Source organism: Bartonella sp. AP20NXHL (assembly GCF_042196165.1).
Classification (GTDB): domain Bacteria; phylum Pseudomonadota; class Alphaproteobacteria; order Rhizobiales; family Rhizobiaceae; genus Bartonella.
Genome location: NZ_JBHIPV010000010.1, coordinates 53,212 through 76,976, shown reverse-complemented (window position 1 = coordinate 76,976; position 23,765 = coordinate 53,212). Strand labels below are relative to the sequence as shown.

General features: G+C 35.5%; 13 protein-coding genes, 2 tRNA genes and 1 pseudogene. 7 read left to right on the top strand and 9 right to left on the bottom strand.

The window, feature by feature from the left end:
- Window positions 1-1,208: 1,208 nt before the first annotated feature.
- The 3 genes from ACFILL_RS06965 to ACFILL_RS06955 all read right to left on the bottom strand — a co-directional run bounded on the left by ACFILL_RS06965 (window position 1,209) and on the right by ACFILL_RS06955 (window position 5,360).
- Window positions 1,209-2,153: an outer membrane protein gene (locus ACFILL_RS06965; RefSeq protein ID WP_375643533.1), complete on the bottom strand. Its 945-nt coding sequence runs from the start codon at window positions 2,151-2,153 to the stop codon at window positions 1,209-1,211.
- A gap of 565 nt (window positions 2,154-2,718) precedes the next feature.
- Entirely contained in the window at window positions 2,719-2,991 is a 273-nt protein-coding gene (locus ACFILL_RS06960; protein WP_273790700.1) for a hypothetical protein, read from the bottom strand.
- Window positions 2,985-5,360: a mechanosensitive ion channel domain-containing protein gene (locus ACFILL_RS06955; RefSeq protein WP_375643534.1), complete on the bottom strand. Its 2,376-nt coding sequence runs from the start codon at window positions 5,358-5,360 to the stop codon at window positions 2,985-2,987. Before ACFILL_RS06955 ends, ACFILL_RS06960 begins: the two co-directional genes overlap by 7 nt.
- A gap of 180 nt (window positions 5,361-5,540) precedes the next feature.
- Here ACFILL_RS06955 and ACFILL_RS06950 point away from each other — a divergent pair, with 180 nt between their 5' ends.
- From ACFILL_RS06950 to ACFILL_RS06935, 4 genes are all read left to right on the top strand, one after another.
- A complete protein-coding gene (locus ACFILL_RS06950) occupies window positions 5,541-5,918 on the top strand; it encodes a hypothetical protein (protein ID WP_375643535.1) in 378 nt (125 codons plus the stop codon).
- A 92-nt stretch (window positions 5,919-6,010) separates the two neighbouring features.
- A complete protein-coding gene (gene secD, locus ACFILL_RS06945) occupies window positions 6,011-8,524 on the top strand; it encodes a protein translocase subunit SecD (protein WP_273790697.1) in 2,514 nt (837 codons plus the stop codon).
- Window positions 8,525-8,623: 99 nt separating this feature from the next.
- A complete protein-coding gene (gene ybaL, locus ACFILL_RS06940; protein WP_375631222.1) occupies window positions 8,624-10,375 on the top strand; it encodes a YbaL family putative K(+) efflux transporter in 1,752 nt (583 codons plus the stop codon).
- Between the two features lie 15 nt (window positions 10,376-10,390).
- The gene (locus tag ACFILL_RS06935; protein ID WP_273790695.1) at window positions 10,391-11,344 is read left to right on the top strand and encodes a YbhN family protein; all 954 of its coding nucleotides are present in this window, start codon (window positions 10,391-10,393) and stop codon (window positions 11,342-11,344) included.
- 1,092 nt (window positions 11,345-12,436) lie between these two features.
- Here the strand turns inward: ACFILL_RS06935 and ACFILL_RS06930 are convergent.
- Window positions 12,437-12,512, bottom strand: a tRNA-Lys gene (locus ACFILL_RS06930).
- 437 nt (window positions 12,513-12,949) lie between these two features.
- On the opposite strand from ACFILL_RS06930, the gene ACFILL_RS06925 reads away from it, so the two are divergent.
- Complete coding sequence (locus ACFILL_RS06925; RefSeq protein ID WP_375643537.1) at window positions 12,950-14,518, top strand: TerC family protein; 1,569 nt, start codon at window positions 12,950-12,952, stop codon at window positions 14,516-14,518.
- 624 nt (window positions 14,519-15,142) lie between these two features.
- Here the strand turns inward: ACFILL_RS06925 and ACFILL_RS06920 are convergent.
- The 3 genes and pseudogenes from ACFILL_RS06920 to ACFILL_RS06910 form a co-directional block, all read right to left on the bottom strand.
- Window positions 15,143-15,271 (bottom strand): hypothetical protein, encoded by a 129-nt coding sequence (locus ACFILL_RS06920; RefSeq protein WP_375681090.1) that lies wholly within the window; start codon window positions 15,269-15,271, stop codon window positions 15,143-15,145.
- Between the two features lie 1,882 nt (window positions 15,272-17,153).
- A pseudogene (locus tag ACFILL_RS06915) lies at window positions 17,154-17,462 on the bottom strand (YbfB/YjiJ family MFS transporter).
- Between the two features lie 535 nt (window positions 17,463-17,997).
- Window positions 17,998-18,074, bottom strand: a tRNA-Arg gene (locus ACFILL_RS06910).
- A 263-nt stretch (window positions 18,075-18,337) separates the two neighbouring features.
- Here ACFILL_RS06910 and ACFILL_RS06905 point away from each other — a divergent pair.
- Complete coding sequence (locus tag ACFILL_RS06905; RefSeq protein WP_273790691.1) at window positions 18,338-19,111, top strand: NAD kinase; 774 nt, start codon at window positions 18,338-18,340, stop codon at window positions 19,109-19,111.
- Window positions 19,112-19,256: 145 nt separating this feature from the next.
- Entirely contained in the window at window positions 19,257-20,660 is a 1,404-nt protein-coding gene (locus ACFILL_RS06900) for a DEAD/DEAH box helicase (RefSeq protein WP_375643538.1), read from the top strand.
- 59 nt (window positions 20,661-20,719) lie between these two features.
- On the opposite strand, the gene gltX is transcribed toward ACFILL_RS06900, so the two are convergent.
- Window positions 20,720-22,093: a glutamate--tRNA ligase gene (gene gltX, locus ACFILL_RS06895; RefSeq protein WP_273790689.1), complete on the bottom strand. Its 1,374-nt coding sequence runs from the start codon at window positions 22,091-22,093 to the stop codon at window positions 20,720-20,722.
- Window positions 22,094-22,103: 10 nt separating this feature from the next.
- Window positions 22,104-23,765, bottom strand: a complete 1,662-nt coding sequence (locus ACFILL_RS06890; protein WP_375643539.1) for an NAD+ synthase — start codon at window positions 23,763-23,765, stop codon at window positions 22,104-22,106.

The following is a 23,765-nucleotide window of genomic DNA, read 5'->3' as shown; positions in this document are numbered from 1 at the left end:
TTCATTAAAAGGCTTTTCATTTCATAAGATATAGCATTTTGAATTTCATGACCTTTATTTCCTACCTCGGTAAAAAATACCGTGGTTATAAAATCGATCTTGTCTTTAAATCCTTTTATGCAATCTTTATAAACTAAACCTATAAGCTTATAAAAGTTTTAAATGATTACCTTCTTATAGGATACTATAACAACTTTAGATTTTGCGCTCCCCAATTTTGAGGACTGCAAATCTTGTGTTTTTATCATGCGATTAACAATCCAATCATTAAAACAAGATGTGATCTTTAAACGTATGTTATCGATAATTCCAAACAACTAAATTTTTAAACAATGCGATTTTGAGTGATAAAAACGTATCATAAAATTTATGAACTGTTATAAATGATAGCTGCTTTTCATTTTATTTGAATACACACATGCGTTATAATATTTACATCATGATTTGCTTTTTATGGTCTATTCATGCATGGCAATCTTATATAAAAAATGGTCAAATGAATCATGCATAAAAGTGTGGGTTCTTAAGTGGATTCATATAAAATAATTGCACACAACATATTGACTTTATTGCGTTTTTTGATATTATATCGAATATGCCTTTAGATAGATACAGATAAGACAGACAGTCTATCACGTGTTCTTGTTCTTCGAACCACCTTTTAAAAACCATCCTTTGAATCGCACTTAGAGCACTTTCATCTGGTACAAAGATTATATATAAAAGGCAATTTAATAAATAAAATAAAAACAATTAGTTATTAAATAGAACAAAGATAAACCGCGCTATCAGATGATATTGTAGAGAGTTCTAAGGGAAGAAAAAATTGGTGCACAAACGTGCACGCCGCCCGCATCGCTCTATGTGAATTTTCTTTATTTTCTCATTACTTAGATAGTAAAAACTCTCTTTAAATTTACTGTTTGCAACTCTATAACGATATTATAAATATGATAACTGTAATAATATGAAAGACGAATTAATCCTTCTTTGTTAACAAATATTTCAACCACACCTCGTGAACTAAAAATTTTTCATTCTTAACAATTAAGAATCTGAGTAACTCTTCCTTACCTCCTCATTCTCACTCAAAGTCAAAGCTCCCTTTTTTCACCATAAAATAGTATTTGCAATGCATAAAATTAAAAAATAAAGGCCCTATCAAAGAAATAGGACCTCTTAAATTTAAGCTCCTTTATCCTACAAAACTAGAATTTGTAAGCTATTCCTGCGCGAAAATCATTCGTCTTATACTTAACTTCAATCTCGTCTTTAAATTTCTTTTTACCAAAATCTGAGTAACGATATTCCGCACGCACAACAAAATGGTCTGTCATTGCAAAATCAACACCACCACCGAGAGTATAACCCATCATCGTTTTTGTTACATCCGATGTCCTATTAAATGGCTCACTTCCCGTAATTACTGTCGACAAAATATCTTGAAACTGTCCATAAGCAACACCACCAGCAATATAAGGCATCACACGCCCTGCAGAAAACCCAACACGCACCCGTGTAGCACCTGTCCATTTTTGTTTTAACGTATGATTAAAAGTTAAACTGTCTTTCTCTTCTTTAGCCTCTGCAGCAGAGCGAGAAAAGCCTCTACCCTGCCTCCTGACAAGTTTTGCCCTTTTTCGACTTTTTTTTTCCGCACTTGCATCAGTATCACTACCCGATTCTTTAGTACCCAATCCTTCAGTGTCCTTTCCATCAGTATCAGGAGCACCAGCACTCGATTCATCAGCCTGAAATTTTGTTTTTGTATCCTTTTTTTCCGTTAAAACGATATCCGTATCAACCCCCATAATAAAATTATTACCGAGATCAAAATTAACACCCGCATAAAAACCACCTATAAACCCAGAAAGATCGGGCAGATACTGTTTCTCGATGGGGATCCATGGTTTACTTTTACTCTCCTCATCAGGATGGAGAGGAATATCAACATGAGGCGTTATTGCAGAAATTTTACTTGAAAAGCCCCCAACTTGCCCCCCAAAATAAAAACCTGCCCAAGAAAAAGGTGAAGAAGCAACAACTTCTGAGGCAACATGTATCGGCTCTTCGTGAGTCACCACATCTGCAGCCTGTACTATAGAAGGTGAAATTAACGAAAAAACAGATGCTGTTATAAATTTTGTATTCATAAAATTATACCCCATTGCTAAATTTAAATATAATCAAAAATCACATTTAGAAAAACAAAGTTTTATAAAATCTTATGCCGCAAAATCGCATGTACTCCTTTATAGTTACATTTAAATCTATCACTATACTAATATATCATTACATCAAAATTTAATATTATCAAATAAATTTTAAAATATTATAATAATCAATACTTCATATAATAAATATTTAATAAAAAAACCTATTATATTTTTAAAAGGAAAAAATATAAAACATTTTGTACCAATAATACTGCAAAAAAATCACAAAATAGTACATTTTATGCATTTTTTATGAGAAAAAATTCTAAAAATGATGTAATAATTTTTAGAAAATTGATATCCATTAAAAATATTATAAATACCTCAATAATCTTACATCAAAAATGCATAACTGTAGATTCTACATAGTATAAAAAATCACACCTATTTTATACTAAAATCATACCTTTTTTCTACCATTTTCTAAAGGATGAGATTATTAATTACGCACAATATCATTATCCTTCTAAATCTTGTCCCCAAACAAAAATTCTCAATTATTTTATTTAAAAATTGCTCTTCCCCTATTGATTTCTATATTATCATCTGCCTTTATTGCAAAACGGTCTTTATTAGGAAAAGTTATAAAACATCCCTTCATACAAATTGTAATTGTTTGATGAGTATTTAAAGAAATTTTTGAAGGTATACTTCCTTCAACAACAATGAGAGATTGTATCTTTAAATCAGTATTCTTCACTGTTGCAGCAAAAGCTGTTATGGTAAAAATACTTAACAGAATAACTGTAATCAAAACATAAGTATATTTCAGCATTCTAAGATTCCTTCCTCAGCAAAACGCTTATATAGGCTAAATCGAAGAGCGTTGGTTATATGAGAAGGTGAAATAATATTAGGCACATAAATAGCTAAATTAAAGGAAAAACTCTTACGATCAAATGCCGTAAAACTCACCTGTGGGATAGGATTTTTTAAAACGCCTTCTGTCGAAGAAGCAATCTCTAACAAAATTTCAACAACATGCTCTGGAGTAACCTTAGATGATACAATAACTGGTATATCAATTCGTCCTACTTTATTGCGTCGTGTCCAATTACTAACATTATTATTAATAAGGCTTGAATTGGGAATAATAATCGTCTTACGCTGAATAGTCTCAAGTTCCGTTGCACGCACACTAATACGCTTAACAATACCAGCTACTGATCCAGATTCTATATAGTCTCCTATTTTAAATGGTCTTCCAACTAAAATAATAAGTCCAGAGACAAAGTTTTGGACAATATTCTGTAAACCAAAACCTATACCCAGTGAAAGTCCTCCAGCAATAAGAGCGAAATTTCTAAGATCCAAACCTGCCATTGATAATCCCGTCAAAGCAGATACAACAATGCCTCCATAACTTATCACTGTTTTGATAGAATTACGTATACCAGAATCGAACTCTCCATGAACCAACACCACACTATCTAACCAACCAATAAATCGGCGAATAAGAAACCAGCAAACACAAAAAGAAATCATTCCTGTTACAAGAGAAATCAAAGAAAGAGTAATATTTCCAATCTGAAAACCGGTCACCGATTGCCACAAAACTGCTTTTAAATCAGAATAGGAAAATCCAAACTGTACAGCAATTGGTATTGCACAAAATATAACAACAAATAAATTGAGAAAAACGCTCACAAAAACTCCCAATTGATTCATCGTTTTTTCTTCTAAATGAAACCTCTGCATCAAAAGGTGACCAACCGTTGTTTTCATAAATTGGTCTTTAGTTCCAAGTGCTTGAGCGCTTTGTATTCCTAAATACATGAGAACTAAAAATGCTCCATCAATCATAATTTGCTGCATAATAAAACGCGCAAGACCAACATAACCTAAAAAATTCAACACAAAGAGCAGTAATCCCAAGCCAATAAGAGGAATGCGTATGTAAAATGGACAAAAGTATGGCTCTTTTTTTTCTCCTTGAAAACGCCTACGTCTAAACCGCAAAGGTACAAATGATATTATAAACAGCAATATTGCTACAAGAAAAACAGCAATAAAACTTTTAGCAATTGTCAAAGATAGAGGCGCTGAAATGATTTCATAAATACTATCAAGAACAGCGTCAAATGCCAAAACACCCCCTAAAGAAGTGAGTAAAATCACTAATTGATAAGCAGATGATGGTGCAACACTGAGAAGACGCACATGGGGCATATTCGATGATAAAAGAACAATCGCTAAGCGATTGATTAAAAATACTAAAATAATTTGACAACCTATCATATCAAAAACTGTTGTAAGCTTACCTAGATCTAAGTTAAAACTACGAAACAAAAACAACACAAGATAAACGCAAAGAATACATACAAGTGAAGGTAAGAGAACTGAAATAAAGGCAATCAATAAGCGTTGTAAATAAGATATTTCCTCATTAGACTTCGTAAAGTGGCAATACACATGAACAAGAACTTTTTGAGAAAAATACGAAAGACCCAAAGTAATAAAAAGTGGAATTAAAAAGCAAAGAAATAGTTGTAAAAACTTGAAATAAAATATAAAATTCCACCAAGAATCTAACAACAAAAGAAAATCTGATGAAGCCTCTTTTGTTTTTTGGGCGAGATTTTTAACCATCGGAATCGAAAACTCAAGCCTATACGTAAGCGTGCGTTTAAAAAGCTCCCGAGATTGAGAAATAGAAAGTTCAGCTATTCTATTTGCTGCTAAGAAAATTGCTTCAAAACGAAGCATGATACTGTTAATTTTAGCTTTTTGCTCTATCAAGTAAGAATATTCCTTCACTGAGCTTTTCAGTTTTTTCACGTCACGATGGAGCTCCGTTAATTGATCAAGAAGTGTATTAATCTCATTAAGAGGAGGACGCAAAACAAATGCTGCCTCAATAGCACGTTCACTGATATCTTGTGCACGTAACCGCAATTCTTCTAAAGCACGCTCATCTTCTGGCTTTCTGTCAAAATCTCTTTTTAAAGTTTCAGTATTTTCTTCAAGAGTCTCAATAATCAACAGTTGTTGTTGAATAATTTCATCAACTGAATAAGAAGCTATCGTTTGTTCGACAATTGTACTTTTTGCCCCCCGATTCCCCCATGCACCAGAATTAAATACAAAGATAATCCCCAAAAGAAGGAAAAGTATGTGGATGTTTTTTCTACAAAATGAATACATATCTACCTTACAAGCACAAAAAGGATTTTATTCCTCTCTTTTAAATATGGTATAAAGCAGCTATTTTCAACTTTTATAGAATAATCTTATAAAAGCTTTCCCTTATCCTATAATACTGATAATAAGATAAAAGAATGATAAATAATATGAACTCAATAAGATTAACGAAGGCACTCTAGCATGTTTTTTTTGCACCTTTATTGCAAAAAAGAAGATTTTCTTCCTTTGACAACCTGGATTTTTCTATCCAGTTTAGGTGTATTCTTGACGAGTACCTTAGGAACGCGTGCTTACTTAATCAAACAATCACACACCAATAATATCATTAAAACGAATAGATTTGATTTACAAAATAAGTGTGATCAGTTGAATGCTACCACAACTGAAAACAAAAAACTTGTAACACCCCATGCAGAATCTATTTTTATGAGAACCGTTCAAAGAATCCTAACATTGGATTTCTTTTTAATAAAGGTTCCAGCTGTTGACACACGATTTTGTAACGTTAAAACGCAATATTTCTCAAATAAACGCGCTCCTCCCAATGAACATACTTAATTCTCTTCCTTGAATTATAAAAACGATCATCTTATTTTACTTGTGCTTTTAACTTTGAATAACTGTTAGATTGCCTATTAGCGGAATATATCATGCGTACACCTGGTTGGTTAACTACCCTTTATTGTTTTATTCTTTTAAGCAGCATTTATGTTGCTTTACCCAATTTATTTTCACACGAACAAGTTAAAAACTCGAAATTCTTACCCGACACCCGTGTAGCACTTGGTCTTGACCTTCAAGGAGGCTCTTCTCTCCTGCTCGAGGTTGATAGCAAAACGTTAAAACGCGATCAGTTACATATAGTTTTAAGCAATGTGCGCAATGTATTGCGTGAAAAACAAATCCGCACCTCAAGTGTGCGTATCGTTGAAGATAGCGTTATTGCCCTTATTTCTGACCCATCGCAAACTGAAAAAGCACTCTCTGCTTTGAAAACATTAATAACCCCCATACACAGTAGCTTTGGCACAACAGAACATAACATCACGATCAGTGCTCAAAATGAAACTCTCCGCGTCACATTAACGGAAGCTGGTATAAAAGACCGTGTAAGCAATGCTATTGAACAAAGCTTAGAAATCATCCGTCGTCGTATAGATCAAGTTGGTGTTTCAGAACCAGCCATCCAAAAGGTTGGAAATGATCGTATTATGGTCCAATTGCCTGGCCTACAAGATCCAAAACAACTGCGTGATCTTTTAGGAACAACCGCTAAGATGAGTTTTCATCTTGTTCCTTCTAATGTGGATCCCAATAATCCCCCTATAGGTGTTTCTATTCTCCCTGGATACACTGATGCAACACAACATTATGCAATTTATGATCAAATTGCTTTAGATGGAAATGTCCTGAAAGATGCCCGTGCAGGTTTTGACCCCCAAATACCAGGACGTTCCATTATTTCATTTACTCTAGATTCCGCTGGCGCAAAAATATTTGCCGATATAACACGACAAAATATTAACCGTCCTTTTGCCATTGTTCTGGATAATAAGGTTTTAACCGCTCCGACCATCAATAGTGTCATTCCCAATGGACAAGGTCAAATTACAGGAAACTTTGACCCCAAAGAAGCCTCAACTCTGGCTGCTCTGCTTCGTGCTGGTTCCCTCCCCGCACCACTCACGGTCATTGAAGAGAGAACCGTAGGCCCAAATCTTGGTGCTGATGCCATCCAAATGGGACTTTACACCGGCATAATTGGCTTTATTCTTGTTGCAATTTTTATTTTTCTTCTCTACCGTATTTGGGGATTAATTGCCAATATAGCACTAGCTCTGCACACGATTTTAACATTTGCTGCACTGAGTCTTTTGGGAGCTACGCTTACGCTGCCTGGTATTGCTGGTATTATTTTAGGCATCGGTATTGCTGTTGATGCTAATATCCTTATCAATGAACGTATCCGTGAAGAAAGTCGAAAAGGTGTGGGTGCTTTTGCAGCCCTAGATCGTGGATTTAAACACGCTTTTGCAACCATTGTTGATGCAAATGTTACGGCAATTATAGCGACTGTCTTACTATTTTGGTTCGGCACCGGTCCCGTTCGTGGTTTTGCCGTAACAATGTTGCTTGGTATTATCATCTCCATGTTTACAAATATCACCATTGTACGCATCATCATGATTTGGATCGTTCGTAAATGGAAAATTAAAAAGTTGCATATTCACTCTGCTTTCAACATCATGCCACAAAACACAACTTTCCACTTTATGAAAGCACGCTTCATTGGTATTGGCGTCTCAATTGTTTTATCAATGGCTTCAGTTTTTCTCTTTTTTAAGCCTGGATTGAATTTTGGTATTGATTTCATTGGCGGAAGCCAAATGAGTATTACCACGAAAGCACCAGCAGATCTAGCAACTCTGCGTTCCAAGCTTTCTACTCTTAATGTTGGTGAAGTTTCCTTGCAAAATATTGATAACGAAAACACCGTATTAATTCGCATGCAGAAACAAAGCGGTAGCGAAGCACAACAAACCATCGCCATTGATAAGGTTAAAACAGCTGTACAAAATATCTATCCCGATACCACATTCGATCAAATAGAAGTTGTGGGTCCCAAAATTTCAGGCGAGCTTGCCACAGCTGCTTTTACTGCTGTTATTCTTGCGGCTATTGCCATGTCTCTCTATATATGGTTACGCTTCGAGTGGTTCTTTGCAGTTGGAGCAATTATCACTCTCATTCTAGACACCACAAAAATGATTGGCTTTTTTGCTTTATTTCAATTTGATTTTAATTTAACGGCTATCGCTGCGCTCTTAACAATTGTTGGATATTCTATAAATGATAAAGTTGTCGTCTATGATAGGATGCGCGAAAATATGCGTCTTTATAAAAAAATGCCGTTGCGCGAGCTGATTGATCTGTCAATTAATCAGGTTCTTGTACGTTGTTTTTTTACATCAGCTACAACAATTCTTGCGATGCTCCCCATGGCGATATGGGGTGGAAGTGCTGTTCATAATTTTGCATTACCCATGGTCTTTGGGATTATTATTGCAACATCATCCTCTATCTTTATTGCTGCTCCTATTTTACTCCTGCTAGGAAATTGGTGGCGTGAGCGAAATAATCGTGCAAATATCAAAGTGAAATAAAAATGCCCTTTAATGCGTATGGTACATCTCGCCTCTCTTCTCATAGAAATATAGTCGTTTTCATTCATTCGCTTTTTGATCAAGAATAGTAAATAATCCATGCTCCACGACACACCACTTATCACAACTATTGTTGCAGGCTTATGTTTAGCATTTCTCTTGGGAATGATTGCGAGCCGTTTACGTATTTCACCACTTGTAGGCTATTTATTAGCTGGTGTTATTGTGGGACCCAATACAGGCGGATTTAAAATAGATTCCGTCATCATTAATCAACTTGCTGAAATTGGTATTATTTTGCTGATGTTTGGTGTTGGGCTCCACTTTTCATTAAAAGACCTTTTATCTGTCAAAGCTATTGCTGTCCCTGCTGCTATTGCACAAATGGCATTTTCTACTTTTCTAGGCTTGTGCCTTGGTCTGATTATGGGATGGGGCTTCAGTGGTAGTTTGATCTTCGGTCTTGCTTTATCCATAGCAAGTACTGTTATCCTGCTACGTGCTTTGCAAGAGCGTCATCTTATTGAAACAGAAAAAGGACGCATTGCCGTTGGATGGTTGATTATTGAGGATTTAGCAATGGTCCTTATACTTGTCCTCATCCCTTCCTTGGCAAGTGCTCTCAGCAATACCAAAAAAGAAGCGTTGGATCCTCTTGTTCAATGGTTGGATTTAAGTATTTGGGGTATTTTTGGTCTCACCATCCTGAAAGTAATTGTATTTATTGCACTTATGCTCGTCATTGGGCGACGCGTTATCCCATGGCTTTTAAAAATGAGCGCACAATCGGGATCACGTGAATTATTTCGTCTTAGCGTCTTTGCTATTGCATTAGGAGTAGCTTTCGGAGCTGCTCATTTATTTGGTGTTTCCCTTTCTCTTGGTGCTTTTTTTGCTGGTATGGTCATGAGCGAATCAGAATTAAGCCACCGTGCCGCGGAAGAATCTTTACCACTGCGCGATGCTTTTTCTGTTCTCTTTTTTGTTTCTGTAGGCATGTTATTTGACCCCGAGAAACTCTTAACTCATTTTTTCCCTCTCTTAGCAACCTTATTCATTATCGTAATCGGAAAATCTGCTGTTGCCTTTTTCATCGTTAAGGCTTTTCGCTATTCTAATGCAACAGCTTTGACTATTTCTGCAAGCCTTGCCCAAATCGGAGAATTTTCCTTTATCCTTGCTGGTTTAAGTTTAAGCTTAGGACTTTTAAACAATGACGCTCATGATTTAATTCTTGGAGGAGCAATTTTTTCTATTTTGCTTAATCCTCTTGTTTTCATTGCCTGTAATAAAATTAAAAAACGTTTAGAAAAAAATTCTGCATCTTCACAAAATACCCAAACAATTATTGATATTGATCCACAAGATCCTGACCAAGATTTTTTACCGATGACCTTAAAAAATAACCATATCGTAATTATTGGCTATGGTCGTATCGGTAAGTGTGTTGCATTATCTTTAATAAATAGAGGTGAACCTATAGTGATCGTAGAAGAATCAAAACGCCTCTCTGATAAAGCGATTGCAGATGGCTTTGAGGCTATTTGCGGCAATATCATTCAACAAGAAATAATGAACGCAGCAAATATAAATAATGCACATAAAGTTGTTATTACAATGCGAAGTACCATTGAAGTAGGAGAATGTATCGTGAATATCCGTGATATGAAGAAAGATATCCAAATAATCACACATGCATTATCCGACACAGAAACAACATATCTCATTGATTTAGGTGCTGATGTTGTAGTAACAGATGATGAAGAAATTGCCAATGGCATTATAGAGTATATAACAGAACGAAGATCTGTAAGGAATATGCTCAATCATGAAAATTTACAGAAAACATAAAATGGATACAGAATCGTGAAAATAAAGCAATTTATATGGCCATTGATTGGTATCTTAGCAATGCTGGTATCTATTCGAATTCTTTACATGAAGCTCTCTGCCATTTCATTTGGGGATGTATTGGAGCGCTTGAGCAATTTAAATGCACAGCACTGGTTATTAGCCTGTTTATGTTCTCTCCTAGCTTATGCTGCTCTTGCTGGATATGATCGAATTGCCTTGCAACATCTAGGCCATAAAATTTCTTGGATTTTTATCGCTATATGTTCATTTACAACCTATGCTCTTTCACACAATATCGGTGCTTCAGTTTTTTCTGGTGCCGTTGTACGCTATCGCGCCTATAAAATGAAAGGGTTAAACGGAACAGAAATCGCAATATTAGTAGGTTTTTGCTCTTTTACTTTTGTAATCGGTACAATCTTACTTTTGGGAATCGTTTTGGTGCTGCAACCCGAAATTATCACCCTCATTCATAAAGAACTTCCTGAATGGCTAGGAACAGCAGCTGGAGCAATTTTACTCAGCTGTATAGCACTTTATACGTTTGGCAGCTGGCTTCAGTTAAAACCCTTACGCTTGGGTAAGAAAATTCAACTTTCCTATCCACGGCTGAAAATTGTTATTCAACAGCTTCTCATTAGCCCTCTAGAACTTTTAGGAGCAGCAGGAATTATATATGCTGTTCTCCCACACAACGCAGATATTCATTTTATCTCTGTTCTTGGTGTTTTCCTAGCATCTTTTACGATAACTCTTCTCTCTAATGCTCCAGCAGGAGGAGTAGGAGTTCTTGAAGCTCTCTTCATCACAGGCATGCCCAATATAAATCCAACCGATGTTATTGCAGCACTTATTGTCTTTAGAATGTTTTATTTGATTATACCGCTCATCATTTCATTATTTGTGGTCGCCATTTTTGAAGCGCAACAATATTGGAAAAGAGCCCCCAAAACACCACCTGAATAAATAAAAGGTTATCAATTACTTCTTTTTGTGTGCCTATATAAGAACAGGACACCATCGTGTTACCAATTTACATATTTTTTTTAAGAAAACTCTCTCAGTGCTCTTCCCCATTACACAACAATACCCGTGAATGGTATAATAATAAAGTCATTGTTGCAACATCATCTTTATACTTAATAAAAGAGTAAGCCTGCACCATTATACTATTTTCCCAATGTTGTGATAACTTTTGGCGCCTAAGAACGTTAATAAGAATCATTTTTATGCTTTTCTTCAATAGTCTTTATCCGCACGTTAATCCCATTTATAATGCAAAAATAATAATTTTAATTGATTCATTATAAGAGGGATTGAAACAAAAGAAGTTTATGATAGTAAAGTTTAAAAAAATAATAATTAATCATTATAAATCAATATATTATAATGATTCTGAGCGGCTTTCTTAATATTTATATTTTTAGAGGTTAAGCTAACGGAAAGACAGCATAGCATAACTTCATAGTTTAATATTTTTAAACTTGAAGCCTCATTAAAGCCTATTGTCTTTCGTTTAACAGGTACTAGTTTTAAACAATTAAACTGATCTAATTTTATTCCTGTTATGTCCGCTAAATACTTTATTTTATCTTGATTTACCCTCTTAGAATACTGATGATTATTACAGAAGTTTTTTGTTTAAGCGGGAGAGTTATCAAAAAATATCCACGCTGCTAATACAACTAAAGTGCAAAGTTTCTTCTGTCTTTAAACAATATGCTAAAAATCCAAAAAAAATTTAATCAATTTATATTAAAAGAAGTGAAAACTGTTGATTTTTATACCCCTTTAAATAAGATAATTGTCGGTAAGAAGCTTCTCCTTACCAATTGCGACTTTAAAAAAAGAAACAATACGCATTAAAAGATCTTTAAATGTCCTTTGGAAGTTTTTTGTATCCCCTAAAAAGTACAAAAACCGATGACTAAGCTATATCAACAATCTTCACTTTTAAACAAACAGATATGGGGAAATCCTACTGCCCAATTTTATTTAGAAACTCGTATCTTAAAAAAATTTACGCAATCAATGAGTTATTTACGGTATAAAATAGAATGGTGGGTGATGAGGGGATCGAACCCACGACCCGCTGATTAAGAGTCAGCTGCTCTACCGACTGAGCTAATCACCCATAAGCTTCTCAAAAGACGAGAATGAGCGTTTCTATAACGCTCCTAAGGATGGATGTCCAGATATTTTGTTGTTTGTTATATAAACTCATTGTCTGTAAGGTTAAAAATATGATATTCACCACTTGATCTTATATAAAAATAAACCCATTATAAGAAGCTTTATAAATAAATGTTCTGATTGTTACACAGGACCTATAGTTAGAGGATTATCGAGCATAATGCCCGAGCAAAATTTAGAGGGACCTTCTTGTGGTTGTAAGCGGGATGGGGCATCATTTTGTTTTATCAGCAATCACATGCATTCAAGCAATATTGTGTTGTTTTTTTCTTTGAATATAAGTTTTCTTACATACAATGTTCATGATCCAATATACGAATAAAAGCCTATGAATTTTTTTTGTCAATCGCGCGCTTTTAAGCTTATAAAAGGTAAGGAATGATGGAATGGATCACTGATCCCCATGCGTGGTTTGGTTTGATCACGCTGGTTTTTCTCGAAATTGTTTTAGGAATAGATAACCTTATCTTTATTGCAATTTTAGCTGAAAAATTGCCACTGCATTTGCGTGACCGCGCACGCTTTATAGGTCTTACTTTAGCATTAATTATGCGGCTTTTCCTTCTTACAGTTATTGGATGGGTTATGAGACTCGATAGGGTCATTCTTTCACTTTCATCTTTTGTATTTAGTTGGCATAGCTTTATTTTAATCGGTGGTGGAGCCTTTTTGCTAGCAAAGGGAACGCTAGAATTACATGAAAGGTTAGAAGGGGTATCACATGAAAGAAAAACAGGCCTTGGTTATGCTGTTTTTTGGCAAGTAATCGTCCAAGTCGTGGTGCTGGATGCCGTTTTTTCACTAGACAGTATTATTACCGCAACAGGTATGATTGCAAAAGAGCAGGCAGCAGTTATGTATATCGCAGTCATAGCTGCTATGGGAGTAATGATGTGCGGATCTGGTGCTCTTATGCGTTTTATTAATCGTCATCCCACTATTGTAATCCTTTGTCTTGGTTTTTTGATGATGATTGGTTTTACTCTCATTGTTGAAGGGTTTGGTTTTCATATTCCAAAAGGGTATTTGTATGCTGCTATTGGTTTTTCTGTTCTCATCGAAGTTTTTAATCAAATTGGACGTCGTAACCGTGAAAAAATGATTAAAACGAATGATCTACGCAGTAGAACAGCTGATGCTGTTTTGAGGCTCTTAGGAGGAGGAAGCAAAGATAGTCACCTTGCTGAGACTGTAGATGTTATTGCTGAACAGGCCGCAGCATCTGAGTTGTTTAGACCAGAAGAAAAGGAGATGATTCGTGGTGTTCTCGATTTAGCTGATCGCCCTGTTCGCTCTATCATGTCGCCGCGTAATGAAATTGAATGGTTAGATTTAAATGCTGATGAAAATGAAATGCGTGAAGAATTACAAAAGGTTAAACATAGCCGCTTAATTCTTGCGCGTGAAAAAGTGGATGAATTTGTTGGCGTTGCGTTGACAAAAGATCTTCTTTTGAATTTGGCTGAGGGAAAAAAGATTAATTGGAAAAAAGCTATGCGAGAACCCCTCGTTGTTCATGAAAACACAAGTGTTTTACGATTGATGGAGCAATTACGTCATTCTTCGATTCAGCTTGCAATTATTGTTGATGAGCATGGATCTTTTGAAGGAATTGCAACACCAACCGATATTCTTGAAGCTATTGCAGGAGACTTTCCTGATGACGATGAAGAACTCATGATCGCAGAACAACTTGAAAATGGCAGTCTTCTTGTTGAGGGATATGCTGATATCCGCCGTTTAAGTGGTTATCTTGGGCGTAACCTTGTGGATGAAGCAGATCGTTATACGACTCTGGCAGGCTTTATGCTTTGGCAGTTTGGTCATTTACCAAATGAGGGAGAAAGTTTTGAAACTGATGGTTTACACTTTAAAGTGATTGAAATGGAACGCCGAAACATATCTAAAATCCTTATTTCTCCACTTGTATCACCAGAAAAAAGCTAATTCTTTTTATAAGCAAAACGAATAAAAAGATTTTTTTATGATTAAAAATTGAAAAAAATAAGAAGTTGATGACTTAATTGCATTTCATTATTTTTATATTTTTTTAAGCGTAAAATAATGAACATACAAAAGTTATGTTATCAATGAACTTTCCATTACAAAAAATTTTCATTGATGATTGACGAAAAGCTGGAAGAGAGAAAATGATGCAAAATTATTTGTCAATGGTCATTAATCTAAAAAACAATGAATATATACAACATATTGATTTATAATAATTATTTATTACAATATTACCTTTATATCAAGAAAGCCTCTTTCAAACATCAGATTTCCGCCAATGGATAAAACTCCACCATTGTTGAGTTCACTCAACTGATGATGGCAGCTTTAAACCAGACTCTGGCTCCTATAATCTTTTTAGATCTTCTTGATATTTCTTAAGGAGCTATTCCTTATCTTTTGTTTCGATAAATTTAGCTATTTTTTTCCTTCCAAGAATGAGACTCAACCTCTCTGGAAAGTCCCTTATTAAGAACTTTGTTTTTCTTCTAGATAGCTCATATTTTTGCTACTTTTTAATTAAAGCGTAGCTGAGCTGCTTAGATTTCACCACTTCTTTGACTAAAGCCAATGCACGTTCAGATGAATCTGTTGGGTATTTTCATCAAAGCCTAAATGATCCTCTGCACTGAAACTTTGATAATAAGATTGTAAGGTTACAACATCACCCAATAAAGACAGTGCACCAATATGAAGTAAGCTATAATCTGCATCATATACCTTGATAACCTTTATGTGCCTCCAACTTCACTCTATCGCCAAGGTGGTGCTCCATATCTGGAATAAAAGCATTTATGAAGATCAATTTTTTCTATCGCCTATTTCAAGACATAATCAAGCTTAATTCCAACCAATCTGCATTATATTTCTTCTTCACAAACTCTCCACCCCTTTTTATCAAAATCAAGCTGTAGATCTTGTAAGTGCTGAGAATTGATAGGGATCAATTACCACGCAGGCAGCAGCTAAAATACCAGTCGTAATCGAAACTCCAAAATCAAATTGCGGATAACCTTTGATAATTGCGTCATTATAAAGAATTTGTACTTCACAATCTGGTAGTTGGTAACGTGCTGAATAATTATCTACCTCTTTAATTTTTCAACAGACCAATCAAGATTTTTGAAGAGCACTGTTGTACTCTCCATGATTAAAAAATTCTTTGCTCTACCTCAAAAGAGGTTGTATCCATATCAAAAGTCAAAAGCGAAGCAGATTTTTGCAAACAAAAGTGATAACGCCGTGTAAGAGAAGAATCTTATCAATAAGGTCTTTGGTGATTTCTTTTGCAACGTCTAAACGAGATGGAATCTTATTCATAAAAAAACACAATAAAGTCAATAGGTTTTGTGCAATTATTTTATATAAATCCCATTTAAAATCTATACTTTTATACGTGATTTAATTGACCATTTTTTATAAACAATTACCATGTATGAATAGACCACAAAAAGCAAATCATGATGCAAATGTTATAACGCATGTAAACATTCAAATGAAGTGAAAAGCAGCTATCATTCATAACAGTTCATAAATTTTATGATACGTTTTTATCACACACAAATCGTATTGTTAAAAACGTAATCGTTTGAAATTATCGATAAACATAAATTGCATACGTTTAAAGAATGGTATGGGGTTTACTCTTTTTTTGAGCTAAACCTTAAAAAAATAATCATTTGAAACTATCATAAGATAGGTTTTAATTCATTAAGGGCACATAAAAGGATTTAAAGACAAGTCAATTTTAAAGCACCACTTACTAAAAAGTTAGTAAATGATAGGCAGACATTATGTAGATACTATCATCACAACAAGTCTTGCATTGCCATATACATTACCTCTAATCACGATATAATCAGGAGATCTTGGCATTGCCATAAACAGAGCCGTAGACCTTAGTATGACACCCCACACTAGCATTGCCCTAAACCTTGCCTAAACAACCGCATGATCATAAACCGCGGCATTGCTATAAATACGTACACTACCGGATAATTTTTCATTCCCATAAACCCACGCATAATGATAAACTCAACCGTTATAAAAAAGATGAGCATTGTCATAAACATGAGCACCAAAATACACATAGGTTTTATCACATATAAGGGTATTGCCATAGACATAGCCCCCAATGGCAGTATTGCCATAGCCCCTTGTATTTTCATAAACACGACCAGATTTTACAACACAGGCGTCATCTGCAACCCAGTAATTGCCATCATGATAGAGATTGCTTTCAATTTCAATAAAAGCATCTAGACCGCCTTTCTTACATCACCAAAATCTTTTAAAGCACGAATGCGATATAATATATATGACCAATCACGAAATCCATTTGATTGATCTATTCATATTTTGGATGTTTTTTTCTGATTAACAGGAGCGGTTTCATTTGCAATGAAAGAAATAACCGAGGTGTTTTTTGATATAGTTATCATAATTAAACCTGTATGTTTTTAAAAATTTTGAACAGACATTAAGCTAACTCCAAACCAAATGTTTGTTGAAGCAAGTGCTCTGTTCAAACTAATAATAACATATTCATTACCTAGTAGTAGAATATCAACTCCTACACCTGCATAAAGCGAAGCAATAATCCGCCCATATAGCTATGCTGCATAACTATATTAGAACCCAAAATCATCATTGCTGCACTCGCAACACCAGCAGCAAAACGGATCAAAAGGACTAAGTGTTAATGCTATGAAAATAATAAGTGCACTCATTACTATAGCTGCACAAGATCGCATGCGAGGAGCAAGAGATATATTCCCAATCTGCCAAACGTAAAGAACATACTCCCAACTAAATAACCATCATAATTAGCGCTTGGTATATAAGAACGTTGATTAAAGGTAAACAATCCCTCATCCAACATAACTGGCAATATTGGTGTATAGAGAAATCACCAGATACCCATATCAAAACCATACCGAATACAGCATTTTGAAACAATTCAAATCTTGAAGGTTGTTTTTCCTCCTTATTGTTCCTTTAACTGGTGATATTTCTCATCCGCGTTCCATCTCACCATAACAGCCTTTAGCTCCAAAAATAGAATAAAAGAAAATTTAGCTATCTATTTTAATGCTCAAAACAATATATTTAGCGATCTACTATCAACATCGCCAGATCAGTTGTACAATAACATATTGAATTAATATGTATTTTTATGTTATAAATGTTTATAGTTAAATTGAAAGCATATTTAGATAATCTTGTTTTTTATCTCGATATTCAAAATGACTAACCGAAGAATTATATACGCAGCCGTAAATTTTGCTTCTCTTAAAATCATTTGCTTATTCGCTAAAAAACTTAATAAACAACTCAAATAACCATTTTCATAAAAGAGGAAATTGGCTTCTTTTTAGGTAATATTGTTATTTAGGATAATATGAAGTTGAAAAATTTGGTGCACCCGACAGAATTCGAATCTGTGACCTCTGCCTTCGGAGGGCAGCGCTCTATCCAGCTGAGCTACGGGTGCTTCACACTGATTATTAAAATCAGTTATGGTCTTTTAACTAATCATACTCTTAGCTTCAATGCTAAATTATCATTCTAATAAAAAAATTACTTGTTTGTGATTTATCTAACGACGCACTCCTTTTACTTTTTAATGATACTTTACCTTGAAATAACTTCTCTTTATTCAATGCTCTTTTTATTATAAAAAGAGCTTTTATTACAACTTCAAAACTCTCATAAATAAGTTACAACATAAATTATAAGTATCAGGATAATTTTTAAATGGCTACATTACCAAGTCGCTTTCATTTTATTTCCGCAGAAACTGAGGAGGCTATCAAAGCTACCCATAAATTAATTTCCGTTTATGGTCATTCTTCTCTGGAAGAAACTGATATTGTTGTTGCAATCGGTGGTGATGGGACAATGTTACAAACCGTACGAGACGTCATGAACACAGGCAAACCTATTTATGGCATGAATCAAGGTTCTGTAGGATTTCTTATGAATGAATTTCATGAAAAAAAATTGCCCAATCGTATTGCTGCCGCACATAAAAAAGAAATCCATCCCCTGCGCATGATTGCAAAATCTGAATGTCAAGATTCTATCGAGGCGCTTGCAATTAATGAAGTATCCCTCTTTCGGCAATCTTATCAAGCCGCAAAAATTCGCATCACCATTGATAACAACGTACGCATGGAACAATTAAGTTGTGATGGTGTCCTCGTCGCTACACCAGCTGGATCAACCGCCTATAATTTATCAGCACAAGGACCTATCTTACCTCTTATGGCTCCCCTTATGGCCCTCACTCCTGTTAGCCCTTTTCGCCCTCGGCGTTGGCATGGAGCTTTGCTTCCCAATACAGTAACAGTGCGCTTTGATATGCTTGAACCTGACAAACGCCCTGTAAACGCTGCTGCAGATAATATTGAAGTTAAATCTGTCCATTCAGTTACTATTTCAATGGCAACAGAAGTAACAGCTTCAATCCTTTTTGACTCAAATCATTCATGGGATGAGCGCATTTTATCAGAACAATTTCGCTATTAATGATTGTATTATGCGTTTTATGTGTATATGATTGTTATAGTTAATTTTTTGTAAAAACATCTTAACACTTTTAAAGAGTGTAGAATATTGGTTATAATTATCATTTAGATAACGCAGTTAAAATCACAGAGCAGTTGATAAAAAAATGATACCATCTTTAAACAGTTTTGATGATTTAGGTCTTTCCGCAAAGGTTATTAATGCGGTGAAATCAGCGGGGTATACAGCTCCAACACCTATTCAAAGCGAAACAATTCCGCATGTCCTTCAAAGAAAAGACGTTTTAGGAATCGCCCAAACGGGAACAGGTAAAACTGCCTCTTTCGTATTGCCTATGCTCACTCTCCTTGAAAAAGGTCGTGCAAGAGCACGAATGCCCCGTACGCTCATCTTAGAACCAACAAGAGAAATTGCAGCTCAAGTTGAAGAAAATTTCGATAAATACGGAATAAATCATCGTTTAAATGTTGCTCTTTTGATTGGTGGAGTTTCTTTTGAACTCCAAGATCGCAAACTTGAACGGGGAGCTGATGTTCTTATAGCAACACCAGGGCGCCTTCTTGATCATTGCGAGCGCGGTAAACTGCTCCTGATGGGCGTTGAAATCCTTGTGATTGATGAAGCTGATCGCATGTTGGATATGGGCTTTATTCCTGATATTGAACGCATCTGTAAGCTAACTCCTTTTACGCGTCAAACTTTGTTCTTTTCTGCAACAATGGCGCCAGAAATTACAAAACTAACGAAACAATTTTTACATTCTCCTGTATCTGTTGAAGTTACAAAAGCATCCTCAACTGCAACCACAATTACACAGCGGCTTGTCAAATCTGGAAATAAATCATGGGATAAAAGAGCGGTTTTACGAGAGCTTATCCAAAATGAAGGTGCAGAGCTTCAAAATGCAATCATTTTCTGTAATCGAAAGAGAGATATCTCTGAACTTTTTAGATCGCTCATCAAACATAACTTTAATGTAGGGGCACTTCATGGAGATATGGACCAATATTCGCGCATGAACACCCTAGCTGATTTTAAAAATAATAAACTTACACTTCTTGTTGCTTCTGATGTTGCTGCCCGTGGACTCGATATTCCAGCTGTAAGTCATGTATTTAACTATGATGTTCCTACACATGCTGAAGACTATATCCATCGAATTGGTCGTACAGGGCGTGCAAATCGCAGCGGAAAAGCTTTTACAATTGTCACAAAAGCTGATCAAAAATATATCAATGCCATCGAAGAAATGAGTAATGAAAAAATTGAATGGCTCAATGGAGATCTCTCAACTTTAATAGCTGATGATCAAACAGAAGATATTGTTGTAAAGAAAAAATCTTCAAAACCATCAAAGAAAACTGCTCCAAAAGAGCCTGTTGTTCACACTAAAAAATCTGTAGAAGAGAATAAAACAGAATATATCAAAAATGCAAAGAATAAGGAGAAGCCATCTGAGCAACAACGCTCACGAAAAAATAAGAATTACACACCCATTGGATTTGGTGATGATATTCCTGCTTTCATGCTTATAAAAACGTGTAAATAAACCCGTTCTTTACTCTCTTTAAGAGTGAAATGAACGAAATACTTTTAAAAAATCCGCTCTTATTTCCTAGAGAGCCTTTCCGTTACCTTTTCACGCCCTAAAAGCTGCAAAATTTTTCCCATTTCAGGTCCATGATCCATGCCCGTAAGTGCCTGACGTAATGGCATAAATAAAGCTTTTCCTTTTCGACCTGTTTTTTCTTTTAATGCTGTTGTCCAAATTTTCCAACTTTCCTCATTCAAAGCACCTTCAGGTAAGAAATCGAGTGATTGGTGCACAAAAGCACGATCCTCTAGTGCTACTGTATCAAAATTCTGTTCATCATGAATGATTTTCCACCAAAAAACAGCATCATTGACTTTATTAATATTGCTTCTTATCGCGTTCCAGAAATATTCCGCCTTATCTCCCTCAATAGAAAGTTTTTTAAGGCGCATTTTTACTTCCTCATAGGTTAACTCATGGACAAGATGACTATTCAAAGCAAGAAGATCAGCAATATCAAATTTTGCAACGGATCTTGACGTATCTTGGAGATTAAAATGCTCTAAAAGCGCAGCTTGATTGGGATAGGGATGCACATTTTGCGATGTCCCAATCAAAACGGCAAGGCATTGAACAGCTATAGATTCAAATCCTTCTTCCCGTAGAGAACGAATAGAAAGATCATTATTACGTTTTGAAAATCCTTTTCCTAAAACTGTCGCCAATAAATTGGTATGAGCAAAAACCGGTAATTCTGCATTAAGAGCTTTAAAAAGAGCAATTTGAGCGCCTGTATTTGTAATATGATCATCCCCACGAATAATATGCGTAATAGCCATATCTACATCATCAACAATAGACGGCAATGTATAAAGATAGGTTCCATCTTCACGAATAAGAACAGGATCTGAAAGAGAAGCTAAATCAATCGTCTGCTTTCCCTTTATTGCATCATTCCAGCAAACTTCTGTTCGCTTTGTGTGTAAAGGATCACTTTCAAAATTAGGAAGAAGAAAACGCCAATGGGGTTTACGACCTTGTGATTCAAAGTTTTTTCTCTCTTCTGTTGTCAACTTCAATGCTGCACGGTCATAAACAGGAGGCAATTTGCGTGAAAGCTGGATTTTACGACGCCGCTCTAATTCCTCTGTTGTCTCATAACAAGGATAAAGAAGACCACGTTGTTTGAGAATTTCTGCCACTTCATCATATCGATTAAATCGCTTGGATTGGTAATAAATTGCATCTGGTTGAATACCAAGCCATTCAAGGTCAACAGCAATAGCATCGATATATTCTTGTTTAGAACGTTCAATATCTGTATCATCATAGCGTAAAATAAATTCTCCCTTATACGCTTGCGCATAAAGCCAGTTGAAAAGCGCAATACGGATATTGCCAATATGAATATAACCTGTTGGAGAGGGAGCAAAACGAACTTTAACCATAAAATAATACTCAATTTTTATCGCGAAAATGATTGACTATGGGATAGCGACGATCGCGTCCGAAATTTTTGTAACTGATTTTTACACCAGGCGCAGATTGACGCCTTTTATATTCGGCACCATAAAGAAGCTGTTCAACTTTCGCAACAGTTTCTCGTGAGTGTCCACGTTTAACAATATCACAAATACTCATGTCATTTTCTACAAGAGATTGTAAGATATCATCTAAAATAGGATAAGGCGGAAGAGAATCTTCATCTTTTTGATTTTCTCGCAGCTCTGCAGAAGGCGCTTTTTCTATAATATTGGATGGAATGACAATCCCTTCTGGTCCTCTTAAATTGTGCAAGTGATTTTTATTGCGCCACTCAGCTAATGCATAAACCTGCATTTTATAAATATCTTTTATAGGATTAAACCCGCCATTCATATCACCATACAGTGTTGCATATCCCACAGCCATTTCTGACTTATTGCCTGTCGTTACCACCATTGAACCGAATTTATTTGAAAGAGCCATTAAAACTGTACCACGTATACGACTTTGAAGATTTTCTTCTGTTATATCAGAGGGTAACCCTGAAAAAACAGGTGCCATTGTTTCAAGAAAAGCTTCAACAGCTTGCTCAATCGGTATGATTTCATAACGACATCCCAAAAGATCAGCACATTCTTTAGCATCTTTTAATGATTCTTGCGAAGTATAATGATAGGGCATCATAATGGTGCGAACCCTCTCAGCACCAAGAGCATCCACCGCCATTGCCGTACACAGGGCTGAATCAATTCCTCCTGAAAGACCAAGAATAACATCCTTAAAGCCGTTTTTATTAACGTAATCTTTCAACCCCAAAACACAAGCTTGATAATCAGCCGCTAATCCATTGAGAAGACTTTCATTAGGACCTGAAATACAGTGCCATCCCGTCGTTGTTTTTTGCCAATGGCTTAAAGCAATATGGCTATCAAAGTGTTTCATTTGAAATATCTTTTTGCCTTGTCCATTCAAGGCAAAAGACCCACCATCAAAAACGAGCTCATCTTGACCACCTACTTGATTAGCGTAGATAATTGGCACTCCAGATTGTAGAGCTTGCGTATGAATAACATCTATACGTTTTAAAGTTTTATTACGATAGTAGGGAGATCCGTTAAGGACAAGAATAATTTCCGCTCCTTTATCTTTAAGCTCTGTACTCAGAGAGGAATCATTCCAAAGATCCTCACAAATGACTATTCCTAATTTGATTCCATGATAGACAATAGGCTGAGGACGTGGACCTGAAGAAAATAAACGCTTTTCATCAAATTCAGCATAATTAGGTAAATCAAACTTCAAACTTTCGGCAATGACTCTCCCTTCATCAAGAACCATGACAGCGTTGTAAATATTACCATTGCGCCTTAATGGAAGACCAATGACAATTCCTGGTCCGCCTACGGTTATCTTTGCTAATTTCTCAACAGTCTCTTCACATGTTTTTGTAAAAGCAGGTTTTAGAACAAGATCTTCCGGCGGATAAGCGCTTATAAAAAGTTCCGTGAATAAAACAAGATCAGCCCCCTCTTCTTTGGCCTTTTGATGCGCCATGACAGCTAAAGAAAAATTCCCCTCAATATCACCGACAATAGGATTTAATTGGGCAATTGATACCCGAAAATCATTTTTCAT

Excerpts from the sequence above, each read along its gene's own strand:
- ACFILL_RS06955 (WP_375643534.1), bottom strand. The coding sequence starts at position 5,360 with ATGTATTCATTTTGTAGAAAAAACATCCACATACTTTTCCTTCTTTTG.
- ACFILL_RS06900 (WP_375643538.1), top strand. The coding sequence starts at position 19,257 with ATGATACCATCTTTAAACAGTTTTGATGATTTAGGTCTTTCCGCAAAG.
- gltX (WP_273790689.1), bottom strand. The coding sequence starts at position 22,093 with ATGGTTAAAGTTCGTTTTGCTCCCTCTCCAACAGGTTATATTCATATT.
- ACFILL_RS06890 (WP_375643539.1), bottom strand. The coding sequence starts at position 23,765 with ATGAAAAATGATTTTCGGGTATCAATTGCCCAATTAAATCCTATTGTC.
- ACFILL_RS06925 (WP_375643537.1), top strand. The coding sequence starts at position 12,950 with ATGATGGAATGGATCACTGATCCCCATGCGTGGTTTGGTTTGATCACG.
- secD (WP_273790697.1), top strand. The coding sequence starts at position 6,011 with ATGCGTACACCTGGTTGGTTAACTACCCTTTATTGTTTTATTCTTTTA.
- ACFILL_RS06965 (WP_375643533.1), bottom strand. The coding sequence starts at position 2,153 with ATGAATACAAAATTTATAACAGCATCTGTTTTTTCGTTAATTTCACCT.
- ybaL (WP_375631222.1), top strand. The coding sequence starts at position 8,624 with ATGCTCCACGACACACCACTTATCACAACTATTGTTGCAGGCTTATGT.
- ACFILL_RS06905 (WP_273790691.1), top strand. The coding sequence starts at position 18,338 with ATGGCTACATTACCAAGTCGCTTTCATTTTATTTCCGCAGAAACTGAG.
- ACFILL_RS06960 (WP_273790700.1), bottom strand. The coding sequence starts at position 2,991 with ATGCTGAAATATACTTATGTTTTGATTACAGTTATTCTGTTAAGTATT.
- ACFILL_RS06950 (WP_375643535.1), top strand. The coding sequence starts at position 5,541 with ATGTTTTTTTTGCACCTTTATTGCAAAAAAGAAGATTTTCTTCCTTTG.